This is a genomic window from Rhizobium sp. 268, assembly GCF_036571585.1.
In the GTDB taxonomy this organism is placed as follows: Bacteria; Pseudomonadota; Alphaproteobacteria; order Rhizobiales; family Rhizobiaceae; genus Rhizobium; species Rhizobium redzepovicii.
The window spans coordinates 326588-348168 of record NZ_JAPPSO010000001.1 but is presented as its reverse complement, the minus strand read 5'-3'; the positions used below and the strand labels follow the sequence as shown (position 1 = coordinate 348168).

22 protein-coding genes are annotated in these 21581 nt (G+C 62.6%); 8 read left to right on the top strand and 14 right to left on the bottom strand.

Going from position 1 to position 21581, the window contains the following annotated elements:
• Window positions 1–528 precede the first annotated feature (528 nt).
• The 3 genes from OS035_RS01920 to OS035_RS01910 are packed head-to-tail and all read right to left on the bottom strand — an operon-like array spanning window position 529 to window position 2399.
• Entirely contained in the window at window positions 529–1092 is a 564-nt protein-coding gene (locus OS035_RS01920; protein WP_012556795.1) for a biotin transporter BioY, read from the bottom strand.
• Between the two features lie 24 nt (window positions 1093–1116).
• Window positions 1117–1725 carry an energy-coupling factor transporter transmembrane component T family protein gene (locus OS035_RS01915; protein ID WP_183852476.1) on the bottom strand — a complete coding sequence of 203 codons (609 nt, stop codon included), beginning with the start codon at window positions 1723–1725 and terminating at the stop codon, window positions 1117–1119.
• Entirely contained in the window at window positions 1725–2399 is a 675-nt protein-coding gene (locus OS035_RS01910) for an energy-coupling factor ABC transporter ATP-binding protein (protein ID WP_097624083.1), read from the bottom strand. Before OS035_RS01910 ends, OS035_RS01915 begins: the two co-directional genes overlap by 1 nt.
• Window positions 2400–2692: 293 nt before the next feature.
• On the opposite strand from OS035_RS01910, the gene OS035_RS01905 reads away from it, so the two are divergent.
• On the top strand, window positions 2693–3883 hold the full coding sequence (locus OS035_RS01905) for a winged helix-turn-helix domain-containing protein (RefSeq protein ID WP_097624084.1): 1191 nt from the start codon (window positions 2693–2695) through the stop codon (window positions 3881–3883).
• Between the two features lie 39 nt (window positions 3884–3922).
• Here the strand turns inward: OS035_RS01905 and ribB are convergent, their stop codons facing one another.
• From ribB to OS035_RS01890, 3 genes are all read right to left on the bottom strand, one after another.
• Entirely contained in the window at window positions 3923–5026 is a 1104-nt protein-coding gene (gene ribB, locus OS035_RS01900) for a 3,4-dihydroxy-2-butanone-4-phosphate synthase (protein WP_097624085.1), read from the bottom strand.
• Between the two features lie 9 nt (window positions 5027–5035).
• On the bottom strand, window positions 5036–6133 hold the full coding sequence (gene aroC, locus OS035_RS01895) for a chorismate synthase (protein ID WP_331813313.1): 1098 nt from the start codon (window positions 6131–6133) through the stop codon (window positions 5036–5038).
• Between the two features lie 152 nt (window positions 6134–6285).
• Window positions 6286–9459 (bottom strand): bifunctional diguanylate cyclase/phosphodiesterase, encoded by a 3174-nt coding sequence (locus tag OS035_RS01890; RefSeq protein WP_331813312.1) that lies wholly within the window; start codon window positions 9457–9459, stop codon window positions 6286–6288.
• A 241-nt stretch (window positions 9460–9700) separates the two neighbouring features.
• Between OS035_RS01890 and OS035_RS01885 the strand changes: the two genes are divergently transcribed.
• Both OS035_RS01885 and OS035_RS01880 read left to right on the top strand, forming a co-directional pair.
• The gene (locus OS035_RS01885) at window positions 9701–9961 is read left to right on the top strand and encodes a DUF1344 domain-containing protein (protein WP_003569889.1); all 261 of its coding nucleotides are present in this window, start codon (window positions 9701–9703) and stop codon (window positions 9959–9961) included.
• A 21-nt stretch (window positions 9962–9982) separates the two neighbouring features.
• Complete coding sequence (locus OS035_RS01880; RefSeq protein WP_331813311.1) at window positions 9983–10225, top strand: DUF1902 domain-containing protein; 243 nt, start codon at window positions 9983–9985, stop codon at window positions 10223–10225.
• 30 nt (window positions 10226–10255) lie between these two features.
• Here OS035_RS01880 and OS035_RS01875 read toward each other — a convergent pair whose 3' ends face one another.
• The 4 genes from OS035_RS01875 to OS035_RS01860 form a co-directional block, all read right to left on the bottom strand.
• Window positions 10256–10846 carry a histidine phosphatase family protein gene (locus OS035_RS01875; protein ID WP_097624088.1) on the bottom strand — a complete coding sequence of 197 codons (591 nt, stop codon included), beginning with the start codon at window positions 10844–10846 and terminating at the stop codon, window positions 10256–10258.
• Window positions 10847–10867: 21 nt separating this feature from the next.
• Complete coding sequence (fabI, locus tag OS035_RS01870) at window positions 10868–11686, bottom strand: enoyl-ACP reductase FabI (protein ID WP_049736024.1); 819 nt, start codon at window positions 11684–11686, stop codon at window positions 10868–10870.
• A 122-nt stretch (window positions 11687–11808) separates the two neighbouring features.
• Window positions 11809–13014, bottom strand: coding sequence for a J domain-containing protein (locus OS035_RS01865; RefSeq protein ID WP_331813310.1), 1206 nt, complete (start codon window positions 13012–13014; stop codon window positions 11809–11811).
• 276 nt (window positions 13015–13290) lie between these two features.
• On the bottom strand, window positions 13291–13749 hold the full coding sequence (locus OS035_RS01860) for an RT0821/Lpp0805 family surface protein (RefSeq protein ID WP_003588112.1): 459 nt from the start codon (window positions 13747–13749) through the stop codon (window positions 13291–13293).
• A 65-nt stretch (window positions 13750–13814) separates the two neighbouring features.
• Between OS035_RS01860 and pdxH the strand changes: the two genes are divergently transcribed.
• The gene (gene pdxH, locus OS035_RS01855; protein ID WP_097624091.1) at window positions 13815–14435 is read left to right on the top strand and encodes a pyridoxamine 5'-phosphate oxidase; all 621 of its coding nucleotides are present in this window, start codon (window positions 13815–13817) and stop codon (window positions 14433–14435) included.
• 6 nt (window positions 14436–14441) lie between these two features.
• On the opposite strand, the gene OS035_RS01850 is transcribed toward pdxH, so the two are convergent.
• Window positions 14442–15479, bottom strand: coding sequence for a polysaccharide deacetylase family protein (locus OS035_RS01850; RefSeq protein WP_183777292.1), 1038 nt, complete (start codon window positions 15477–15479; stop codon window positions 14442–14444).
• Window positions 15480–15696: 217 nt separating this feature from the next.
• Between OS035_RS01850 and OS035_RS01845 the strand changes: the two genes are divergently transcribed.
• Window positions 15697–16980: a D-alanyl-D-alanine carboxypeptidase family protein gene (locus OS035_RS01845; protein WP_331813309.1), complete on the top strand. Its 1284-nt coding sequence runs from the start codon at window positions 15697–15699 to the stop codon at window positions 16978–16980.
• A 76-nt stretch (window positions 16981–17056) separates the two neighbouring features.
• Window positions 17057–17374 carry a pyrophosphatase gene (locus tag OS035_RS01840; RefSeq protein ID WP_183777293.1) on the top strand — a complete coding sequence of 106 codons (318 nt, stop codon included), beginning with the start codon at window positions 17057–17059 and terminating at the stop codon, window positions 17372–17374.
• Between the two features lie 16 nt (window positions 17375–17390).
• Here the strand turns inward: OS035_RS01840 and OS035_RS01835 are convergent, their stop codons facing one another.
• The 3 genes from OS035_RS01835 to OS035_RS01825 all read right to left on the bottom strand — a co-directional run bounded on the left by OS035_RS01835 (window position 17391) and on the right by OS035_RS01825 (window position 20365).
• Window positions 17391–17882: a GNAT family N-acetyltransferase gene (locus OS035_RS01835; protein WP_183777294.1), complete on the bottom strand. Its 492-nt coding sequence runs from the start codon at window positions 17880–17882 to the stop codon at window positions 17391–17393.
• 17 nt (window positions 17883–17899) lie between these two features.
• The gene (tldD, locus tag OS035_RS01830) at window positions 17900–19315 is read right to left on the bottom strand and encodes a metalloprotease TldD (protein ID WP_097624096.1); all 1416 of its coding nucleotides are present in this window, start codon (window positions 19313–19315) and stop codon (window positions 17900–17902) included.
• 390 nt (window positions 19316–19705) lie between these two features.
• Window positions 19706–20365, bottom strand: a complete 660-nt coding sequence (locus tag OS035_RS01825) for an invasion associated locus B family protein (RefSeq protein ID WP_179867056.1) — start codon at window positions 20363–20365, stop codon at window positions 19706–19708.
• A gap of 11 nt (window positions 20366–20376) precedes the next feature.
• On the opposite strand from OS035_RS01825, the gene OS035_RS01820 reads away from it, so the two are divergent.
• Together OS035_RS01820 and coxB are read left to right on the top strand one after the other, a co-directional pair.
• A complete protein-coding gene (locus OS035_RS01820) occupies window positions 20377–20682 on the top strand; it encodes a hypothetical protein (RefSeq protein ID WP_131711370.1) in 306 nt (101 codons plus the stop codon).
• Window positions 20682–21566: a cytochrome c oxidase subunit II gene (coxB, locus tag OS035_RS01815; protein ID WP_003588103.1), complete on the top strand. Its 885-nt coding sequence runs from the start codon at window positions 20682–20684 to the stop codon at window positions 21564–21566. The genes OS035_RS01820 and coxB overlap by 1 nt, the downstream gene beginning before the upstream one ends.
• Window positions 21567–21581: the final 15 nt, after the last annotated feature.

Genomic DNA, 21581 nt, shown 5'->3' with positions numbered 1-21581 from the left:
AGAGAGGGCGTTTTGACGCGATCCAGGATGTCATAAAAGTTTTATACTGGAGCAATTGTCCGGATCGAGAAAATAATCTATTATTCTCATAGGGAAACAAGATTTCTCGATGCAAACGAAAGGATACTGATTGGACACATTTTTCTCGGATGCCATGCCCTTCGCATGTTTTGTCCTGCTTGTTGCCCTGCTAATCGCGAGCAGCAAGCGCAGTTCAGGAAGCTCCGGCGATGGCGGTGGCTTCGACGCCTCAGACGACGGCGGCGGCTGTGACGGCAGCGACGGAGGTGGAGGAGACTAAATCAATCTCAAATCGATAGAATGCCCGACCGCCTCAAGGCGGTTTTTTGTTGCCCGGATTCCGGGGCTATGCCGAGATCGCAACGCGGACGATCCCTTATCCCAACGTACCGGCATAAAGACGCGTGGCTCGCTTCCGACGGCGGGCGATGGATTGACGCGGCCATTAACGCATAATGGCCGCCTTCTGACGAAGACGGCCATTGCCAGTATTTGCCATTGGGACGGCTATGCGCGCGCCGGCAGCAGGGGATAGCCGACCATGACGGCGCGGCCGAGGAGCGCGGCGACGAAGGCCTTGATCACATCGCCGGGAACGAAAGCCATCGAGCCGACGAAGGCTTTCGGGAAGCCGAGACCGGCAACCGTCGCGAGATAGGTGATGCCGAAAGCATAGAGCACGACGATGCCGCCGACCATGGCGGTGAGGAAGAAGCTGACCGTCTGCACCAGGCCGGACTGCCGGTCGTTGATCAGCCGCTCGCTGAGGTAACCGGTGACGAAGGCGGCAAAGATCCAGCCGATGAGGAAGCCGGCCGTCGGCGAGGCGAAGATCGCAAGCCCGCCGCGGCCGCCGGAAAGCACCGGCAGGCCGATGGCGACGAGCAAGAGCACGATCAGCACGGCAATGGCGCCGCGCCGGGCGCCGAGCACGACGCCGGCCATCATGACGCCGAGCGATTGCGCGGTGATCGGCACCGGAATGAAGCCGAGCGGGATCGGCGGCAGCAGGCCGAGCGCCACGATGATTGCGGCAAAGAGGGCGGTGAGAACGAGGTCGCGGGTGCTCATCATGAATTCCGTGGTTAAAATTGATTAACTTCCATGCCGTCGAATGCCGCGCGCGTCAATCGCCGCGGCGATATTATCCGCATCCTTGAGCGTCAGGATGATCAGCGGCGCAAGCAGGCTCGCCGGCCGGACCTTCAGCCCGCGCGCCCTGTGTGCCTCGCGGATCGCCTGGTAACGGTCGACGATTTCAGGCACGAAACGCAAGACCAGGCCCAGCGCCAGGCCGATATCGTCGGCCCGCACCCGGCCCGTACGCTCCAGCGGGCGGGCAAGTGCCGTCACTTCGTCGATGAAGGCGGTGATCGACGTCGTCGCCGTCACGGCGGCGGCAAGCAGCATCAGCGCCGTCAGCCGCAGCGGCGGCACGAGCGCCTGCTGCCAGGGATTGAAGAGCAGGTTGAAGAGCGCGACGACCGCGATCGTCAGAAAGATCGGCCGGAGCCGCCTCAGCGCGGCGCCAATCGGCAGGCCGACCATGCGATAGAGGATCGCCGCCGCCAGCAAGGCGAGAGACAGCAGCACGAGATTGCCGGTGATGAACAGCACGATGCTGAAGATCGCAAGCGACAGCAGTTTCACCCGCGGCGAAAGCCGATGCATTGCGCTGTTGCCTTCGACATAGAGCGACTGCATCAGAGGGCGATCTCCCTGTAGCGGGCGATCGCCTCAGTCGCCGGCGCATCCGCGGCAAGCCGCCCTTCATGAAACAGCAGCACCCGCTCGAAACCGGCAATCAGCTCCAGATCATGGGTGATGACGATGGCGCTTTCGGCAAGTCCGGCGATAATTCCTTCGACCAGCGCCCGGTTTTTGAGATCGAGCTGGTTTGTGGGTTCGTCGAGGATCAGAATACCGGGCCCCGTCGCCAGCACCGAGCAGAGGGCTGCCACCTGCAGCTCGCCGCCGGAAAGCTCGTGCGCCCGCCGCCCGGCCAGCGCCTCGGCGCCGAAGCGGGCCAGCACGCCCTCGACTTTCGCCTCGATCTCCGCCTTGGTGAAGCCGCGCCGCTTCAGCCCGAAGGCGATGTCGTCCCGGACGATCGGCATGATGATCTGGTTCTGCGGCGACTGAAAGATGAAGCCGACATCGGCTGCCGCCGTCTTCTCGTCGGCCGTGTCGCGGCCGTTGACGGTGACCCGCCCGACCGTCGGCTTGGTCAGCCCGTTGATCAGCCGCGCAAACGTGGTCTTGCCCGAGCCATTGAGCCCGATGACGCCGATGCGTTTGCCGCTGATGCCGAGCGTGAGCGGCGCGAGCGCCACCCGCGTTCCGAAACTGACCCCGGCGCCTTCGAAGTGTATGTCCAAACCAGTTCCTCGCATTTTTCATCGGAGGAGATTGCCGATCCCGGCCCCTCATCCGGCTGCCGCCACCTTCTCCGCGCAGGCGGGGAGAAGGGGATATGCCGCACCATCTCCTTCTACCTCGACGCTGCGTCTGGCACGTCCCCTCTCCACGTCAAAACGGGGAGAGGTTTAGGGTGAGGGGCAGTCATTGGCGCCGACCTGACAGCAGTGCTTCTACAAAGAGCAAACCTCGCTGTCGACATCCGATAGCGATATCGGGTGGCTAGGAAGATTTTCCGCGTTATGATGTATCCATGACGAATCTGCTCTCCAATTCCGACGCCCGCCGGGTCTTCCTCGCCAAGCAGGGCCTCAGCGCCCCGCCGAACCGCGCTTTGACCAAGCAGGGGCTGCTGCAACTGATCGGCGAACTGGGGTTCGTTCAGGTGGACAGCATCCAGACGGTCGAGCGGGCGCATCATCAGATCCTGTTCTCCCGCAACCAGACTTATCGGCGCGAGCATCTGACGGCACTGCTCGAAAAGGACGGCGCGCTGTTCGAGCACTGGACGCACGACGCCTCGATCCTGCCGAGCGCCTTCTTCGTCTATTGGAAGCACAAGTTCCGCCATCAGGAGAAGGTCATCGTCGAGCGCTGGCGCAAATGGCGCGGCGAAGGCTTCGAGGCGGCCTTCGAGGAGACCTATCAGCGCGTCGAGCGCGACGGGGCGATCCTAGCGCGCGACATCAAGGCCGACGGCCATGTTTCCGGCGGCTGGTGGAACTGGCATCCGAACAAGACGGCGCTCGAATATTTCTGGCACACCGGCAAGTTCGCCATCGCTGGCCGATCGAACTTCCAGAAGATCTACGATCTCACCGAGCGCGTCATCCCGGCCGAATTCCGTGAGCCGGAGGTGAGCCGCGAGGACTTTATCGACTGGGCCTGCCGCAGTGCGCTCACCCGCCTCGGCTTTGCCACCCATGGCGAGATATCGGCCTTCTGGAACCTCGTCTCGCCCGAGGAAGCCAAGGCCTGGGTATCAGCCCATCGCGACGAGCTCGCCGAAGTGCTGATCGAACCGGCGCTCGGAGCCAAGCCGCGCCCCTCCTGGGCCTTTGCCGATTTCCTCTCGACGCTCGACAACTACCCCGCCGCACCGCCGCGCATCCGCGTACTCAGCCCCTTCGACCCGATGATCCGCGACCGCAACCGCACCGAACGCCTGTTCGGCTTCTTCTACCGCATCGAGATTTTCGTCCCCGAGCCGAAGCGCGAATATGGCTATTACGTCTTCCCGCTGCTCGAAGGTGACAGGCTGATCGGCCGCATCGACATGAAGGCGGATCGGAAAAAGTCGACGCTCGATGTCAAGCGGCTCTGGCTGGAGCCTGGCGTGAAGCCGTCAGCCGGGCGGCTGGAGAGGCTGGAAGCCGAGCTGGAGCGGCTGGCGCGGTTTGCGGGGGTAGAGAAGGTTGTGTTGCTCGACGGCTGGAGAGGATAAAACCCCTCCCCCTTGTGGGGAGGGGGCTTTCTCCGAGCCTCAGCAAATCTCCGTCTTGCTGATCTTGATCCCGAAACCTTCCAGCCCGACATAGTGGCGCTCGCGGCTGGTGAGCAGCTTGATCGAGCTGACGCCGAGGTCCTTGAGGATCTGGGCGCCGAGGCCGATTTCCAGCCATTCGCTGTCGCGGCTCTGCGCTTCGGCATGGGCTTCGCGGCCCTGGTTGCGGGCCTTGCGGCCGTTGTCGTGGTGGCCGACGCCGACCGAGCCTTCGCGCAGGTAGACGATGACGCCGCGGCCTTCCTCGGAAATCTTCTGCATGTAGAAATCGACCGGGCTGTTCTTGCCGAAGAGATCCTCGGCGACATTTTCCGGATGCAGGCGCACCGGGATGTCGACGCCGTCGCGGATGTCGCCGAAGACGACGGCGAGATGCTGCATCGGGTCCCAGGGCAGGGAATAGGTATGAGCCTTGGCCTTGCCGAACGGTGTGTCGATGTCGAAGCTCGTGCCGTGCTCGACCAACGTTTCCTTGCGCTGGCGATAGGCAATGAGATCGGCGACGGAGACGAGCTTCAACCCGTGCTGCTCGGCGAAATCGACCACCTGCGGGCCGCGCGTGACGGTGCCGTCGTCATTGACGAGTTCCGAGATGACGCCGATCGGCGGCAGGCCGGCGAGTTTGCAGAGGTCGACGGCCGCTTCCGTATGGCCGGAGCGCATTAGCACGCCGCCTTCGCGCGAAACCAGCGGGAAGATGTGGCCGGGCCGGACGAAATCGGCGGCGCCCACATTCGGATTGGCGAGGTTGCGCACCGTCAGGGTCCGGTCGTCGGCGGAAATGCCGGTCGTCGTGCCGTGCTTGAAATCGACCGAGACGGTGAAGGCCGTCGTATGGGCCGAGTCGTTTTCCGCCACCATGGCGTTGAGGTTGAGGCGCTTGGCCTCTTCCTTCGGCATCGGCGCACAGACGATGCCGGATGTGTGGCGCACGATGAAGGCCATCTTCTCCGGCGTGGTGTGCACGGCGGCGACAATCAGGTCACCCTCGTTCTCGCGGTCATTGTCGTCCATGACGACGACGATCTCGCCGGCCTCGAAAGCCCGGATGGCGTCGACGACGCGCTTTTGATCATACGACATGGGGCGCTCCTATTTCAGGCGGCCGGTCTGGCCGCGGTCGCGAAGATAATGGTCAGCGACGGCGCAGGCGACCATCGCCTCGCCGATCGGCACGGCGCGGATGCCGACGCAGGGGTCGTGCCGGCCCTTGGTGCGGACATCGACATTCTTGCCGTCGGCATCGATCGACTGGCGCTCGGTCAGGATCGACGAAGTCGGCTTGACGGCGAAACGTGCCACGACAGGCTGTCCGGTCGAGATCCCGCCGAGAATACCGCCGGCATTGTTGGAAAGGAAGATCGGCGTGCCGTCATTGCCCATGCGCATCTCGTCGGCATTGTCTTCGCCTGAGGTTTCGGCGGCGGCAAAACCATTGCCGATCTCGACGCCCTTGACGGCGTTGATCGACATCAGCAGCGAGGCGATGTCCTGGTCGAGCTTGGCATAGATCGGCGCGCCGAGGCCGGCCGGCACGCCTTCGGCGATCACTTCGACGACGGCGCCGATTGAGGAGCCCGTCTTGCGGATGCCGTCGAGATATTCTTCCCACACAGGCACGATCGCCGCATCGGGGGAGAAGAACGGGTTCTGGCCGACCTGATCCCAATCCCAGTTGCGGCGGTCGATCTTGTGCTTGCCGATCTGCACCAGGGCGCCGCGCACCGTGACACCGGGCACGACCAGCCGGGCGATGCCGCCGGCGGCGACCCTTGCCGCGGTCTCGCGCGCCGAGGAGCGGCCGCCGCCGCGATAATCGCGAATGCCGTATTTGAGGTCATAGGTAAAATCGGCATGGCCGGGGCGGAATTGCCGGGCGATCTCGCCGTAATCCTTGGAGCGCTGGTCGGTGTTTTCGATCAGCATCGAGATCGGCGTGCCGGTTGTCGTCATCGTCTCGCCGTCGGCGTCGAGCATGACGCCGGAGAGTACCTTCACCAGGTCGTCCTCGCGCCGCTGCGTCACGAAGCGGGATTGCCCGGGCTTGCGCTTGTCGAGCCAGACCTGCAGGTCCTCGAGCTTGAAGCGCAGCCCCGGAGGGCAGCCATCGACGACGCAGCCGAGCGCCGGACCATGGCTTTCGCCCCAGGTGGTTACGCGGAAGAGGTGACCGAATGTATTGTGCGACATGTGTTCCCACGGTGGCGCGCCAAAGCCGGTTGCGCCATTGCTTGAAAAGGCGCGACACTCATAGGCCAAAAAACCGTCGAGGCAAAAGCCTTTCTTTGCGTCAAACCGGCGGTGGCGGAAATGCTATTTCCGTCCCTATCAAAGGAAGGCGGTCAGGATGCCAGCCGCCATCCCGTGCCGGTGGCCTCGGTGGTGAAATCGTCGAAGGAGAGCGGCCGCGAGAAGGCATAGCCCTGCAGGATGTCGCAGCCGAGATCGCGCAGCAGTTCGGCATGGGCCGCCGTCTCCACCCCTTCGGCCACCGTCTCGACGCCGAGCGAGCGGGCGATGTCGATGATCGAGCGGACCAGCGCCCGCTCCTGTGTTGCGCCGACGATCGGCTGCACCAGCTGGCGGTCGATCTTCAGGCGCTTGGGCTTCAGCTTCAACAGGCTGACGATCGAGGTATGGCCGGTGCCGAAATCGTCGATCTCGATATCGATGCCGAGCGCCTTGATGTGCTCGAGATTGTGCGAGACGACGTCCTCGCTCTCGTCGAGGAAGATCGATTCCACCAGTTCGAAGGAAAGCTCGCCGGGGCGGATATGCAGGTCGGCGAGCGATTCCAGCAGGCTGCCGTCATGCAGCCGCCGCGCCGAAACATTGACCGAGACCTTGGGCACGGCAATGCCTTGCGCCGTCCAGCGCATCTTGTCGCGCAGCGCCGTTTCCAGCACGATCCTGTCGAGCATCTGCACGACATTGATCTCGTCGGCGATGCGCAGGAACTTGTCTGGCGTCAGCCACCCCTTGGTCGGATGTTTCCAGCGCACCAGCGCCTCCACACCCGTCAGTTCCATCGTCCGGGCTGAGAATTGCGGCTGGTACCAGGCGGTGAACTCGCCATTGTCGATGCCGGCGAGGATCTCGTCGGCCGTGCGCTTGGTGTTGACGATATCGGCCTGGAGATTGTGATTGAAGAATTCGAAGCGGTTGCGGCCCGTGCTCTTGGCGCGGTAGAGCGCGATATCGGCATTGATCAGCACCTTGCGCGCATCGACGTGAATGCCGTTGGCAAGCGCCACGCCGATCGACACGCCGCAGCGGCAGGAAAAACCCTGGAAATCGATCGGCTGGCGCATCTCTTCGATGATCCGCGCCGAAAGCTGTGCCATCTCCGTGTCGCCGACATCAAGGGCGAGGATGACGAATTCGTCGCCGCCGATGCGGGCGACGATATCGCTGCCGCGGACATTCTTGGCGAGCACCTTCGAGGCGTGCACCAGCATGGCATCGCCGGCGGCATGGCCAAGCGTGTCGTTGATGTCCTTGAAGCGGTCGAGGTCGATGTGCAGGATCGAGAATTTCTGCCGCTGCCGGCGGCCGTCATTCGTCAATTCTTCGAGCGCGATATCGAGCTTGCGGCGATTGGCAAGCGCGGTCAGCGGGTCGTGCAGCGAATTGTGCTCGATCCTGTTCTTGGCAAGCTCGAGCTCGATATTCTTGGCGACCGCCTCGTCCTTGGCGGCTTTCAGCCGGATCGTCATTAGCACGTCTTCGGTGGCATCGAAGGCGATGCCCATGATCTTCATCTCGCCGGTCCCCGTCTGGTGGACCTTGCCGACGGAGCGGACATAGCGCACCGCGCCGCCATCGACGATCACCCGACAGACGAGGGTGTGGGTATCGCCATTTTTCTTGAAGTGGCGCGCGCTTTCGAGCGCCAGACCCCGATCCTCGGGGTGGATGCAGCCAAGCCAGGTCTCCTCGGTCATGAAGCCGTTGCGCGGCGCAAGCCCATAGAGCTCGTGCATGCGCTCGTTCCAGATCGAGCCGCCCCGGTCGGGCCGCGCTTCCCAGATGCCGCATTGATAGGAGTTGAGCGCCAGGTCGAGCCGGCTCGACAGCTCGGCGAGTTGTCCCTCGCGGCTGGAAAGCTCTTCAAGCGCCAGCTCCAGCTCGGCATTCTTGACCTCGCTCATGTCTTTCGCCTTGCGCAGCGTATCGGTCGTCTCCGCATCGGCGGTCACGTCCCAGACGATGCCGATCGTCCTGCTGACGCCGCCGGCATCGGTATAGAAGGCGCCGACCGAGCGCAGGTGACGGATGCCGCCATCGGCTGGCACGATACGGTACTGCGCCGTGCAGGCGGCACCGGCGATGCTGCAGCTGAAGAAATGCACCTCGGCGATCTCGCGGTCCTCGGGCAGGATCGCCGTTAGCCATTCGTCGAGCGCCCGGCTTCCTTCCTGCGCCGGCTTGCCGTGCAGGGCCGCCGCACGTGCATCCCAGAGCAGGCTGCTCGAATGATCATCCAGCTCCCAGATGCCGATATTCGAGGATTCCAACGCCAGATCGAGCCGTTGCGACAATTCCTTGAGTTTCGCTTCGCGCGTCTCGAGCTCGGTGATATTGCGATTACGCTCCCCAAGCAGGAGGGTCGCGAAGAAGATCGGGACGATGATGATGCAGCCGGCGGCAACGACGATCAGCCGCAGCTCGGTCTGGTTCTCCGGTATCGCGTGCCAGCCGCTGTTCGGAACGACGGAAAGTTCCCACTTGCCGCCGGCAAAGCCGATCTTCTGGCGCATAGGATCCTTGTCATCGATCTCGGACGACCCGAAGAACGGCGCGGTTGTCGCGGCCCTCGCCGATGAGCCGATATCCCGGAGGGCGATCGATAGATGGTTGAGATGCGGAAAACGTTCCCGGTTCTCGCGGTCGCGCGCCGGCATCAGCCCGGTCGCCTCGTAGAACATCTGCTGGTCGATGACGAGCTCGACCGCCCCCCAGAGCCGCCGTTGGCCGTTCTCCTTGACGAAAACCGGGAAGAATATGGCAAAGCCGTCCCGGCCGTCGGTGCTGACAGGGCCATAAAAGCGCGCCGACAGATCGGCGGCCGCCGGCGTCATCGCCTGGCGTGAAAACAGCGTTGCGCGCACGTCGCGGCCGATCTCCTCATTGCCGGGTAGCCGGGGATAGACGTTGTCGATGATGAAATCCGGTGCGACGGCGATGTGAATGAAGGACGGATTCTGGATCAGCAGCCAGTTGATCTGCCGCTCCATCTCCTCTCCGTTTGCCGCACTGACGGAGATCAGATTGGCAAGATCGCGGACCATGCTGAGGTCCATATTGATCTCAGCCATCACCCGGGCGCGGATGAGGTTTGCCTCGCTTTCGGTGCGGATATGAAGTTCGCGCTCATAGGATTGAGTATTGGCCCGGTCGAGGCCGAAGCCGACCATGATGACGACAAGGGCGACAAGCGATGAAACCAGAAACGAAACGCGGGTATTCTTCAACACGCGCCGTAACTGCTTGTTGTCGCTCAGCCTGAATAGCAAAATGAAACTCCCGTCTTCCGGGCGACTTTAGGGCGTGGGGGTTAATTTACGATTGCCCGCAAGCGATGCCAAAAATCATGGGAAGGCAAAAGCAGCGGTTAACACGGCGTCTTGATTATATTTAAAATCCTATTCATCAATTAGGCGGGAAAAGCCATTCTTCCGGGCAATTTTCGCCATATTCAGGAGGCTATCTGTGGCCAGTCATGTTCTCGTGCAGCGTCTGAAAAGGATTGTCGCCATGCGTTTCGTCGTCGCCACGCTTTTGGCAACAGCAAGTTTCCTGTCGCCGATGAGCGGTTTTGCCGAGAGCGCCGATGTCGAGGCGACGATCAAGAAGGTCGATACCGCTAATCTGGTGCTGACGCTCGACGACGGCAAAACCTATCAGGCGCCTGAGGAATTCAATTTCGACGGCCTCGAAGCCGGCGTGAAGGTGATCGTCTTCTATACCGAGGTCGACGGCAAGCGCGTCATCAACGATCTCGATATCGTCAAGTAGGGCGGGTCCGCGGAGGATGGCTTGAAGCATGCTTCGATCGTCGTGCGTGCTGATTGGGATGAAGAGGCTGGCGTTTGGGTCGCCAGCAGCAACGATATCGAAGGACTGGCCATTGAAGCCGATACCCTTCGAAGCCCCAAGCCTAAACTTATCGCTGTTGCAGCCGGCCTTCTCGAGCTGAACGGTTTTACCTCGAACCAGCCGGAAATCCCGATCCACATCATAGCCGAACAACTCGTCGGCATCCCCAATCCCACAAAGTGAGCCTATCGCGGGCTAAGATGCGGCAACGCCCTAAAGCCAGACGATCGTCCGCTCAGTAGTATCGATCCTGACAATCTGGTCCTGCGGGATCCCGCCTTCGGCAGCGCTGCTCTTCGGCAGGTCGGCGATCATCTGGAACAGTGTGCGGATGACGCCGCCATGGGTGACGCAGACGGTCGGGCGGTCGACGGATTGCAGCCATGAGCCGGTGCGCCAGGAGAGGATCTCGTAGCTTTCCGCGTCGTCGCCGGGCGGGATGAAATCCCATTTCGAAGCATTGCGTTCGGCCACCCGCTCGCGCTGCGTGGCCTTCAGCTCCTTGAGCGTCGAGCCCTCCCAGTCACCGAAGGAGATCTCGACCAGCCTCGGATCGGTGCGATAGGCAAACGGCGGCAGGCCCATGGCGCCGCGGACGATTTCCATGGTCGCGCGCGTGCGTTGCAGCGGGCTTGCGACGAAATCGAATTCATCGACCGTGTCGCCGAGAATTTCGCCAAGCGCCACCCCGTTCTGCCGGGCCTGTTCCAGGCCCGTGGCGTTCATCGGGATGTCCTTCTGGCCCTGCAGGCGGCGCTCGGCATTCCAGTCGGTCTGACCGTGTCTGATCACGTAGATAAGCACGGTCTCTGCTCCGGGAATGCTTCAGTCCTTGACGACCGAAATGTCAGGGGCGTCGACCGCCTTCATGCCGATGACATGATAGCCGCTGTCGGCATGGTGCACTTCGCCGGTGACGGAGCGCGAGAGATCGGACAGCAGATAGAGGCCGACATCGCCGACTTCTTCGATGGTGACGGTGCGGCGCAGCGGCGCGTTGTATTCGTTCCACTTCAGAATATAGCGGAAATCGCCGATGCCGGAGGCTGCGAGCGTCTTGATCGGGCCGGCCGAGACGGCGTTGACGCGGATATTCTGCGGTCCGAGGTCGACGGCCAGATACTTGACGCTCGCTTCGAGCGCGGCCTTGGCGACACCCATGACGTTATAGTTCGGCATCACCTTTTCGGCGCCGTAATAGGTCAGCGTCAGCATAGCGCCGCCATCCGTCATCAGCTTCTCGGCGCGGCGTGCGACCGAGGTGAAGGAATAGACGGAGATCTGCATCGTCTTGGCGAAATTGTCGGCCGAGGTGTCGACGTAGCGGCCGGTGAGCTCGTCCTTGTCGGAGAAGCCGATCGCATGCACCAGGAAATCGATCTTGCCCCAGAGCTTTTCGACGTTTGCGAAAACCTCGTCGATGGTGGCTTCGTCGGCAACGTCACAGTGTCCGACCAGCGTTGCGCCGATTTCGGCGGCAAGCGGCTCGACGCGCTTCTTCAGCGCATCGCCCTGGTAGGTGAGCGCGACTTCTCCGCCCTGCGCATGAATGGCCTTGGCAATACCCCACGCAATCGAGCGATTGTTGGCGACACCCATGATAACGCCGCGTTTGCCTGCCATGAGGCCGGATGCTTGAGCCATATTTCGCTCCCTAGGAATTCTGATTGATCCTGCCTATGGCATAGGCCGCTAATCGGTTCAAGCTTGGCCTGGATCATCAACTGTTAGGCTTCGTAACAAAGGGTGCGAAAGTCATAAATATTTCACAGGAACAGGCCTTCGCGCATGCTCCGCATGAGATCGGTGACTTTGTCGTCGGGCTTTTCCCACAGGATAATGCGCAATTCGACGACGAGATCGCCTCTGCCGCCCTCTTCGCGAGGCAATCCCTGGCCGGGAATTCTAATCGTCTTGTCCGAGCCGGACCATGCGGGGATCGTCACGTTCAGCGGCCCGCTCGGTCCTTCGATACGCGCCTCGGTGCCGAGCACGGCATTTTCGATGCTGAGCGGCAGCACCGCATGCAGATCGAAACCGTCGACCGTGAAGCGTGGATCGGGCGCAATGCGAATGTTGATGACGGCATCGCCCCGCTGCATGCCCGGCAGCTTGAAGCCTTGTCCCTTGAGCCGCAGCTCGTGACCATCCTTGGTGCCGGCCGGCAACGCGAAACCGATCTCGCGACCCTCCGGCAGTGAGGCGGTGATCCAGCCGCTTTTCAGCACGTCGTCGATCGTCACCGTCGCCGTCGCCACCTCGTCGGGGGCTTTTTCCAGGCCGGTATCCTTGGCGCCGGTGAACCGGCGCACCAGGGATGTCAGGATACTGAGCGGCAGCGGCAGGTTGGCGCCGGCATTTGGCCCAGCCTCGCCGGCCTCCTCGTCGCCCTTGGTTTCACCCTCGGCGGCGTCGCCATCCACGCGCCTGCCGGCCTCGCCAGCCTGCTGGTTTTGGGCCTGTTGATTCTGTGTCTGCTGGCTCTGGGCCTGCTGGTATTGCGCCTGTTGCGCGCGAGCCTGCGCCTGGCCGCCGGCCGCAGCGCGGGCCTGAACGCCGAAAATGCGATCGACCATCTCGTCGGCGGGCTCGGCCGATCCGGCCTGTTGTCTGGAGCCGTCGGCGGCGGCCTTCTGGGCGGCGCGCGCAAGCTCTTCCATCACCCGCTCGGCATTGGCCTGCGCCGCCTTGGCGCGCACTGCGGCCTCACGTGCGGCCTGGCGCTGCTGCATGATCGTCTGTTCGTTCTTCTTGGCTTCCGCCATCCGTACGGCATTGTCGAACAGGCTGCGTTTGCGCGGGTCCTTCAGCGTTTCATAGGCGCGGCCGATCTCGGCGAACCGGGCGGTTGCCGTCGGGTCACCCTGATTGTGGTCGGGATGGGCTGACTTGGCCATATTGCGCCAGGCCGCCTTGATCTCGTCCGCTGCCGCGTCGCGCTTGACGCCCAGAATTTTATAAGGATCGCGCATGTTAAACCGCCGGTGTTGCGATGCGGGAAGCCACGTCCTTGCCCGGCATCCCGAAATTCCGAAATCAAAAGCCCAATAACAATTCGCGCCATCCCGTTGCACAGGCAGGGACAACCACTCTCAACGCTGATCGTGCGTCGGAGTTGCTAATCACTTCTTATTTCTATGGAGAGATGTGGGGTGTTTTGCGCCGAATGGTTAGCTCTTTGCTAAGCATTCGGCCGAAAGGTGTCGGGCGTTAACCTGTCGGCGAGCCGGAGCAGCTTTCCCGCCGGATCAGCTTTCCGGCTGGAAGCTCAAGAGCTGCCAGTTGCCGCCGCCGACGAGGCAGGTCTTGCCGTAGAATTTGGCGATGCCGACATAGGAATGCCGCGTCGTGCGGAACTGGCGGCAAACCTGGCCCGACTCGTTATTCTCGACGATCGTATCGATGACGCCGGCGCTGCCTGTCGATGCATTCGCCCAGGGAAGCGGTTGGCCCTCGAGCCTTTGCACATCAGCCGAGGTCACGGCATTGCGCACCGTCATCTCGTCTGACAGCGTATCGGTGCTCGGCGGCGTCTGCGGCACCGTGCCGGTTGCCACCGATCGGTCGACCTTGGCTTCGCTGAGAAAATCCATACCGCCTGCCAGGCAGCCGGAAAGCGAAAGCATTGCGGCACCGATGACGAAGAACGTGCTGCTGCGACGCCGCAGGCCCTTTGTATGGCGATATGACTTTGCTATGACTTCCACCCTGCATCCTGTCCAGTTATCAAAAGCTGGGCGAGTTTTGAATAATCCGGGGCATTTGAACCAATATGTCGGCAAACGAGTTAACAAGCGGTGACTTTACCGAAAGTGGCGAACCCTTCAAGCTCTTTGCCGAATGGCTTGGCGAAGCGGAGGCTTCCGAACCCAATGACCCGAACGCCGTGGCGCTGGCAACGGTCGATGAGGATGGTCTTCCCAATGTCCGCATGGTTCTCCTGAAGGGATTCGACGACAACGGTTTCGTCTTCTACACCAATTTCGAGAGCCAGAAAGGCCGTGAAATTCTCGGCCAGAAAAAGGCCGCCATGTGTTTCCACTGGAAAAGCCTGCGCCGCCAGGTCAGGCTGCGCGGCCCAGTCGAGATCGTCACCGACGCCGAAGCCGACGCCTATTTCAAGACGCGGGCCCGCGGCAGCCGCATCGGCGCCTGGGCTTCGAAACAATCCCGCCCGCTCGAAAGCCGATTCGCGCTTGAAAAGGCGGTGGCCGAATATACCGCCCGTTATGCCATCGGCGAAATTCCGCGCCCCGCCCACTGGTCGGGCTTCCGCATCCGGCCGACCTCGATCGAGTTCTGGAAGGACCAGAATTTCCGCCTGCATGACCGCATCGAATTTCGACGGGCCTTGGCGGAAGGCGCATGGGAGAAGGTCAGGATGTATCCGTAAGCGGCGCTATTTGCCCATCAGCTTCAGTGGAATGCCGGAGGCAAGCGCTGAGACGTAGCGTCGCTTCTGGTAGAAGCCGTTCAGCGAAATGCGGCTGAGATAGCCGGTTTTCCTCGCCTCCGGCAGGCCCGGCTGGGTGGTGACCGCAAGCTCGAAGCCGAGATTGCGGGCGATCGCCGCCTCGCGGCTGGTCGCAGCCTCCGGCGTGCCGTAGGGATAGGCGATCGTCTTGGGGCGAATGCCGCTCACCGCCTCGACGTAATCGGCCGAAACCTGCATTTCTATCCGCGCTTCGGCCTCCGGCAGGCGGGCCAGCGCCCGATGGCTGATCGTATGGGCGCCGAGTGTGGCGAGCGGATGGGCCGCGAGCCGCTGCAACTGGCGGGGCTCCATCACCAGCGCGCGGGTGAGATCGGTTGGCTCGATGCCGTTTTCCCGCGCCAGCATGTCGATCGCGGCGACGGCGCGCGCCTCGTCGGACCGGTGGATAAAGGCGGCGAATCGGTCGAAGGCATCCCATTGCTGCTGCGGATCGTCGAGCGCCAGCCGTTCGCTGCCACGGCCGAAGTCGAAGTGAAGTTCGCCTGACCGGCGTAAGAGGGCGGCGAGCGTCTCCCACCAAATGCTGTGCGAGCCCTCGGCAAAACCCTTGGCAACGAACACTGTGAACGGCGCCCGATGCTGTTCGAACACCGGCAGCGCGTGCTCCAGATTGTTTGTGTAGCCGTCGTCGAGCGTGAAGGCAGCAAACGGCGTTCCGCCCTCGGGCTCGGCCAGCAGCGCCGGCACCTGATCGAGCGGCACGAAACGATAGCCCTCCCGCTTCAGCCGCCGCAGCGCCGTATCGAGAAAGCCGGGGGTGATTTCGAGATGCGCATTCGGCTCGAAGGCCTCCGGCACGTACGGGCGGACATGATGCAGCGTGAAGACGACGCCGCGTCCGCGCGCCTGGCGCATCAGCCCGGCGGCGGCAATCAGCCAGGAAAGCTCGAGCCCGGCGCCAATCGCCGCGCGTTTTGCCAGTCGCCGGAATTGTCCCATCATGCGCCGTCCGTTGCTTTTTGCCGCAAACTAGCAAGCGCGACTTAAGCCTTGCTGAATCCCGATTTCGCACGGCTCCTTTCATTTCCTGTTAACCAAGGCAATGAAAAGACTAGAAAAATGGTGGGAGTTGCCTCAAAGTCGCGCCAAACTTGCCGCTTCTGTCACGTTACGGCACAACGCCGATCCGATCGAGCGCCGACGCATCAAGGGGAACTGCATGAGAACGCTTCTGGCGGCTGTTTTGACCGTAACGCTGGCCGTTTCGGCGCCTCTTGCGGCCCTGGCCGGCAGCGCTTCACTGGTCCTCGATGCCCGCACCGGCAAGGTTCTCTCCGCCGAGAACGCCGATACGCTGAACCATCCGGCCTCGCTGACGAAGATGATGACGCTCTATCTCACCTTCGAAGCGCTGAAACGCGGCAAGATCGCCTGGGATACGCCGATCAAGATGTCGAAATACGCCGCTTCCCGGCCGCCGACCAAGCTCGGCGTCAAGGCCGGCGGCACGATCACCGTGCGCGAGGCGGTCTATGGCATGATCATCAAATCCGCAAATGATGCCGCCTCCGCCATGGGCGAGAAGCTCGGCGGCTCGGAAAGCGGCTTTGCCCGGATGATGACGGCCAAGGCCCGCCAGCTCGGCATGAGCCGCACCGTCTTCGTCAACGCCTCCGGCCTGCCGGACGGCCGCCAGGTCACCACCGCGCGAGATATGTCGACGCTCGCCATCGCGCTGATGAAGAATTATCCGAACGAATACCGGCTGTTTTCGGTGGCAAGCTTCAATTTCCGCGGCCGCACCGTGCGCGGCCACAACAATCTCATGTACCGCTACCAGGGCATGGACGGCATCAAGACCGGTTACACCAACGCCTCCGGCTTCAATCTCGTCAGCGCTGTTCGGGACGGCAACCGCCGCGTCGTCGGCGTCGTGCTCGGCGGCCGCACCGCCCGCAGCCGTGACGACAAGATGGCCGGTCTGCTCGACCGTTATCTCGGCCGTGCCTCCTCTTCCGGCGGCGCCAAGCTGGTGGCGAGCGTCGGCGCCAGGGAGCCTGTCGAAGTGGCGTCTGCCGCCGACGATTCCGATGTTCCGGTGCCGCTCAGCGCACCGCGCCCGGCCGACGATCTTGCAGCAAAGAGCCTGGCCTATGCCGATGACGCCGTCGTGCCGCTGGAGCGTCCCGTCGCAATGGACGAAATCCTGAACGCCGGCAAGGCGCCGAAAATGTCGGCAGAAAAGTCCGACGGCGACTGGCAGATCCAGATCTCGGCCGCCCCGAGCGCCGATGCTGCGCGTGCACTTCTCGCCCAGGCGAAGTCTGAAGGCGGCGCGCCGCTCAGTTCAGCCTCGCCCTATACCGAAGCGGTCGGCAAGGGCGCCAACAAGATCTACCGTGCCCGCTTCGTCGGTTTCGCCAGCAAGGATGCTGCCGTTTCCGCCTGCGATGCGCTGAAGCAGCGCTCCTACGACTGCATGCTGCTGCCTGACCACGGCTGATCGCCGCAGTCAGGCAATCGACTCTGGACAAGCATCTGGAATCAGCGTCTCCTTCATAAACAAAAGGAGAACGCTTATGTTGCGTCGTCTTGCCGATCAGTTCGAAATCTCATCCGCCGCCCATGTCGCCGCCAACGGCATCGAACGCGATGCCGACTGGTTCCTGTTGAAGCTGCAGGAGGAAATGGGCGAGCTGACGCAGGCCTGGAACCGGCTGACCGGCCGCGGCCGTGCGAAAGGCCGCTCGCCTGACGAGATGCGGCGCGATCTGGCCGACGAGACCGCCGACCTTCTCGGTCATCTGCTGCTATTTGCCCGCCGCAATGATATCGACCTTGCCGCGGCGATCGAACGCAAGTGGCTGTTTCAGCCGGCGGAGGCGCCGAAGAGCTGAAGCATGCCGGTGGCCTTCAGCCGACCTTATGCCGATAGAACTTGGTGTCCACCGCCATCAGCGGGAAGGCGCGGGGAAGGGCGCTTTTGGCGATCTCGGTAAAGCCGTTCTTTTCGTAGAAGCGATGGGCGGCGACGAATTTGTCGGTCGTGCCGAGGAAGATATCGGTCAGGCAGGCATCCCTGGCATGGGCGAACATGCGGTCGAGAAGCAGCGCCGCCACCCCATGTTCGCGGCCGCGAACCTCAGCGGCAACGAACATCTTGCGCAGGGCCGCCTGATGATTGCCGATGTCCTTCAAGCCCAGCGTGCCGACGATGGCGCCATCCTTGACGGCGACCCAGAACTCTCCCTTGCCGGACTGATAGAAATCCGGGATGACCCTCAGATCCGGCTGCGCATCGGCGGTGATGTCGATGCCGAACTCTTCGCGCTGGATCGGCAGGATCACCGAAAGCACGGCATCGGCGTCGCCTTCCGCAAAACGCCTGATCTCGACCTCCGCCATGACAGGCTCCTTTCGCCTCAGGTCTGGGTGCCGCCGACGGTGATCTGATCCATGCGCAGATGCGGCTGGCCGACGCCGACCGGAACCCATTGGCCGCCCTTGCCGCAATTGCCGATGCCGGTATCGAGCTTCATGTCGTTGCCGATCAGCGACACCCGCTTCATCGCATCCGGGCCATTGCCGATCAGCATCGCGCCCTTGATCGGCGCGCCGACCTTGCCGTTCTCGATCAGATAGGCCTCGGTGCAGCCGAAGACGAACTTGCCTGAGGTGATATCCACCTGGCCGCCGCCGAAGGAAACGGCATAGATGCCCTTCTTCACCGAGGCGATGATTTCCTCGGGCGTCTTGTCGCCGCCGAGCATATAGGTGTTGGTCATGCGCGGCATCGGCACATGGGCATAACCCTGGCGGCGGCCGTTGCCGGTCGGCGCCATGCCCATCAGCCGGGCATTCTGCCGATCCTGCATATAGCCGACGAGCTTGCCGTTCTCGATCAGCACGTTGTAGCCGGAAGGCGTGCCCTCGTCGTCGATGGTGATCGAGCCGCGGCGGTTGTCGATCGTGCCGTCGTCGACGACGGTCACGCCGGGAGCGGCGACCATCTGGCCGAGCAAGCCGGCAAAGGCCGACGTCTTCTTGCGGTTAAAATCGCCTTCCAGCCCGTGGCCGACGGCTTCGTGCAGCATCACGCCCGGCCAGCCGGAACCGAGAACGACATCCATCGTGCCTGCCGGCGCATCGATCGCCTCGAGGTTGACGAGCGCTTGGCGCAGCGCCTCGTCGGCGCCGTATTGCCAGCTGCCCTCGGCGATGAAATCGCCGAAACCGATACGCCCGCCGCTGCCGTAGGAGCCGCTTTCCTGGCGATCGCCTTCGCCGACCATGACCGAGATGTTGATGCGGGTCATCGGCCTGATGTCGCGCACGCGATGCCCGTCGGCGCGCAGGATGTCGACCACCTGCCAGCTCGCCGCCACCGACGCCGTCACCTGCCGCACCTTGTCGTTCTTGCCCCTGAGATAGGCGTCGATATCCTGCAGAACCTTGACTTTCTCCTCGAAGCTCGGCTGGCCGATCGGGTTCTGGTCGCCGTAGAATTTCTTGTTGGTGCCTTGCGGGGCGGCCGCATAGGAGCCGGAATAGCCGCGCGTCACCGCGCCCACCGCATCCGCCGCCCGCTTCAGCGCCGCCACCGAGAGATCGCCGGCATGGGCGTAGCCCACCGCTTCGCCGGCAACGGCGCGCAGGCCGAATCCCTGCTCGGTGTTGAAGCTGCCGCCCTTCAGCCGGCCATTGTCGAAGGTCAGCGCCTCGGCCTGCGCATGCTCGATAAACAGCTCGCCGTCATCGGCGCCGGCGAGCGCCTCGGCGACCAGACCACGCATCGTGGCTTCGTCGGCATCGAATAGCGTCAGGAGATCGGTGGTCATGGTCTGGCTCCAATGGGCATGCGTTCGGGGATGCGCTTACGCATCTAGATAGGGCTCCTCATGATAAGGAGTGAAGCCCTGCGGCGGAATATTCTTTGTTGGGCAGGATATCTAGGAGAGGGAATGCTTCCAAAGAGCGGGAAGCGCGGGGAGAAGGTGCCGGCAGGCGGATGAGAGGGCCACGCGGCACACCCTCTCCTAATCCCTGTCCGGCGACGCGCACGGCAAGCGACTTGAAGACAGTCAAGACCATGCCAGTGCGGCCGAAGCTGGATGGACGTTCTTCTTGTTGGACGCTCCGGCTTTGCGGCCCCCTCATCCGCCCTACGGGCACCTTCTCCCCGAGGGGAGAAGAGGGAGCCGAAAGGCCGCGGCACACATCACCTGATCTCAAGGCAGTGCGTCGAAACCCTCGGCGAAGCCCTTGAGGTCGACGGGGATGCCGATGCCTTCTTCGGGGGTCTGGAAGACGATGAAAGTTGCCTGGGCGCCGCTGCGGAAGGTCTTCAGCAGCTCGTCTTCCAGCACGACCTCGGCATAACAGCCGTCGGCGAAGCAGCGCACGAAATAGGCGCGGCCGATATCCTTGCCGTCGACATTAAGCCCGAGGCCGTTCGGCAGCAGCACGCCGAGCGGCGCCAGCACGCGGAGAATCTTCGACTTGCGGTCGGCCGTCTTCAAAACGACGACGGAAAGCCCGACCTCCGGCCGATCCTCGGCGATGACGTTCTGCATCAGCGCGCATTGTTCGGTCGCAGCCCCTGCCGGCTTGTCGCAGACGACCGACCATGCGCCGTGATTGGATTTCACCGTGCCCGGCGCCTGCGGCTGGGTCTGGCCGGGTGTCACCTGGATATTCGGATTGGACGCGCTCGGCTGCTGCGGCGTTGCAGCAGGAGCAGGGGCCGCAGCCGGCGGCTTGGCCGGCGCCGGCGTCGGTTGCTGCTGTGCGAAAACGGGCGTCGTCGCCGCGGCCGCGATGCTGGCAGTCACGAGAAGCGACTGCGCGAGGGAACGGAAACCCATGGAAACCTCTGGATATCGAATCATTGCGGCTATTGTTGAAGCTGCCCACCAAAAATGAAAAGCCCCACCCCGTGAAAACCGGGGGACTGCGGCGGAAATTGGACCTTTCGGCAAGAATGTGCGGCGCGCGGATTGGCCGGAAAGCCGATTTTTCATATGCTGATGAAAAACTTGGGATGTTTTGCCCTTCCGGCCTGCCTATGCTTTCAGCAAAAATGCCGCATAGACAATTGCTCTGGCCTGTTGCGGCAAATGCCAAACTGTGGTTTGAAGCGCTGAAGATGGCAAGGATTCTGCGTTCTATTCTGCAGGTCAAGCGCTCGAGGGAGATTATAAGGTGATGAAGAAGGCTTATGCAGCCCTGACCACGCTGGTCTGTCTGCTTTTTGCTTCCGGCACATATGCCGACCAGCCGCTGCCGTGGCAGGCAACGCTGCAGCCGGCGGCGACGCCGATCATGCGGGAAATCCATTGGTTCGAACAATATACCCTCTGGTTTATCGTTCCGATCACGCTCTTCGTGCTGGTGCTGCTCATTGTCGTCTGCGTCAAGTTCCGCGCCAGCGCCAACCCGGTTCCTTCGAAGACGAGCCACAACACGCTGATCGAGATTGCCTGGACCGTGGGGCCGGTCCTGGTGCTGCTTCTTCTCGCCATTCCCTCGTTCAACCTGCTGACGGCGCAGCTGACGCTGCCTGAAAACCCCGACGTGACGATCAAGGCGACCGCCACCCAGTGGCAGTGGAATTACGAATATGAAGGTTCGGGCGACAGCCCGCTGGCTTTCGACAGCTACCTCTTGAAGGATCAGGACCGTGCTGCCGCCGGCAAGGAAGACAAGTCGGTTTATCCGAGACTTCTGGCCGTCGACAATGAGCTGGTCCTGCCTGTCAACAAGACGGTGCGCGTTCTCGTGACCTCGGCCCCGACCGACGTCATCCACGCTTTCGCCATGCCGTCCTTCGGCGTCAAGATCGACGCCGTGCCGGGCCGCCTGAACGAGACCTGGTTCCGGGCCGAGCGCGAAGGCCTGTTCTATGGCCAGTGTTCCGAGCTCTGCGGCAAGGACCATGCGTTCATGCCGATCGCCATCCGCGTCGTCTCCGAGGACAAGTACAAGCAGTGGCTGACCACAGCCGCCAGCGACCTGCCCGGCGCCTACAAGACACTCATGGCCGCAACCGATGGTCCCGCAAAGACCCTCGACGTCGCCGAAGCACAGTAATTAAGGGGATCGGGA